A 2,629-nucleotide genomic window follows, 5' to 3' on the forward strand; every position below is an offset into this window, starting at 1 on the left:
AAATCTGTACCTATAGCAAATAAATGAATCATAAACACATATAACTTGTAAAATTCTATTCGCTTTTCATATCCAACACACAACGGATATATATTATTATATTCTTGATAAAAATCTAATGGAAATTTTTCTAATGCTAGAGTATATCCAATATCAAATTCTCTATCTCCATATAAACAGACTGGATCACATAGAATAGGATCTCCATTTTTTTGAAAAAGAATATTTCCTTTCCAAAGATCACCATGAAGTAATGATGGTGACGATTGGTGATAATATAAGCTCTTCAACATAATTTTTCGTATATCTTCATATAATAAAAGATCCGAAATTGAAAATAAACGTTTCTTGTATATTTCAGAACATAGCTTATCCATCCTACTTTTAATAAATAAATCCCCCCAAGAAGAAGTCCATTTATTAGTGAATTCAATCGTTCCTCCATTGAAATTATGACTAAAGCCAAATAGATTTAGTGAATTTATATTTTTATGCATGTTTGCAACTATTTTACCTAGTTTTCTATAGCTTTCAGGATAAGCATGGCCATTTTCAATGAACTCTAACAGTAAAAAAGAATTATTGTCTAATTCTCCTTTATTAATAATTTGAGGAACAGGAATATTTTTATCAGTTAATTCTTTTAAACTGGATAACTCATAATCAAAAAAATTTGATTTAGTATTAGGTTGTAGCTTTAAAAAATATTTTTTGTTGGAAGCATCAACTGAAAAAGATAGATTCACATATCCCCCTGCAATAGGAAATATTTTTTGAATATTTTTAATTGGTAATTTAGAATAATCAAAATTATACATAGTTTATCACCTTTTGCTTGGCTTTGATAACTCATGGCCACTCTACTAAAATAGAGTGGCCATGTTTGTTTAATATAATAAGGAAATTTTTATTTCTTTATTATTAAAATGAATAGTATTTTCATATTCATCTATAACATTTAAGTGTATATTTTTAATCAGCAAATTTTCTTTAAACATATTTTTATTGGTTTTTATTGATTCTAATAATTCCCCAGTTACACCGATATAAATATCAATACGTTGATTTATTGGTAAATTTTTCTTTTTTCTTAATTGTTGAATTAATCTAATGAGCTCTCTAGCATGTCCTTCGCGAATTAATTCAGGAGATAAATTTTTATCTAATAATATAACGCAGTCATTATCTTCACTGAGTTGATAACTATCCTTAGGTAAGGTTTTAATTATAAAATCATCCTTAGTTAACTCAGCATCAGAAGATAAACTTTTGAAGTTATTAGACTCAATTAAACTTTTTTTATCATACTCTGATAGGGAGTCTATCAATGTTTGAATATTTTTCGTTTTGTTCCCTAGTTTTGGTCCCACAGAAGAAAAATTCAATTTAAGCTCATAGGTAATATAGTCATTAATATTATCAGTTAATTCAATGTTTTTTATATTTAATTCGTCTTTTATTATTGAATAGTAATTAGGTAAAAAACTTAAGTTTAATTGACTATTAGGTTTAATCACCATTTTCGATAAAGGTTGCTTAATTTTTAAATCTGCATTTTTGCGAGCCTGTCTAGATAATTCTACAATTTTTATAACGGTATGCATTTCATCTTCCAATGCTTGATTAATAAAACTTTCTTTATATTGTGGATAATCTTGTAAATGCACACTTTTTCCAGTCAAATTATAATGGATTTTTTCAGATATAAATGGAACAAATGGAGCCACTAGTCTTGATAAAGTTGTTAAAATTTCATAAAGCGTATTGTACGCATCTTTTTTATCGTTAGAAATTCCTTGTTCCCAAAATCGTCCTCTCGATCTCCGAATATACCAATTACTTATTGTATTGGTATATTCGTTAATTAATCTGGCTGCGGAAGTGAAATCGTAATTATTTACATAAATATTACTTTCTTTTATTAAGGTGTTTAAGCGAGAAAGAGCCCAATTATCTAATGTATTTCTACTTTTTGTAATTTCATTATTAGGATTATAGTGATCTATTTTATTATACATATTATAAAATTTATAAATATTATCAAGCGTATCTATAAATTTCGATTTGGTCTGAGCTACTATATTTTCTGAGAATCTTTTGTTATTCCATGGAGCACTATCCGAAATTAAGGCCCATCTTAAAGAATCGGCTCCGTACTTATTAATTAATTCAGTTGGATTAATAACGTTTCCTTTACTTTTAGACATTTTTTTACCATTACTGTCTAGAATATGTCCTAAAGATAAAGCACGTTTATAAGAAGATTTTCCTTTTAGAATAGTAGAAATTACTAGTAAACTGTAAAACCAGCCTCTCGTTTGATCAACTCCTTCTGCAATAAAATCAGCTGGAAAGTGTTGATTAAAAATTTTCTGGTTATCAAAAGGATAATGATGCTGAGCAAACGGCATAGAGCCGCTATCAAACCAAACATCGATTACTTCTTCTACTCGAGACATTTTCCCATTACACTTAGGGCAACTAAGAGTGATATTATCAACATAAGGTCTATGCAACTCAATATCTTCATCAATTTTATTGATGGAATTATTTTGTAAATCCTTAATACTACTTGGTGCGTATTCGTGATTACAATCATTGCAAATCCATACATTTAATGGTGTTCCCC

At 27.7% G+C, this 2,629-nt stretch carries 2 protein-coding genes; both read right to left on the bottom strand.

All coding sequences use genetic code 11. The annotated features are described in order from the left end of the window. Nucleotides 1-818 (bottom strand): fructosamine kinase family protein (locus HMPREF2647_RS03295; RefSeq protein ID WP_070859524.1); only part of this gene is annotated, 818 nt, incomplete at its 3' end. A gap of 69 nt (nt 819-887) precedes the next feature. Further along, nucleotides 888-2,629: class I tRNA ligase family protein (locus HMPREF2647_RS03300; protein WP_070859526.1), on the bottom strand; the 1,742-nt coding region annotated here is incomplete at its 5' end.

It is taken from the genome of Staphylococcus sp. HMSC035D11 (genome assembly GCF_001836075.1).
GTDB lineage: Bacteria > Bacillota > Bacilli > Staphylococcales > Staphylococcaceae > Staphylococcus > Staphylococcus hominis.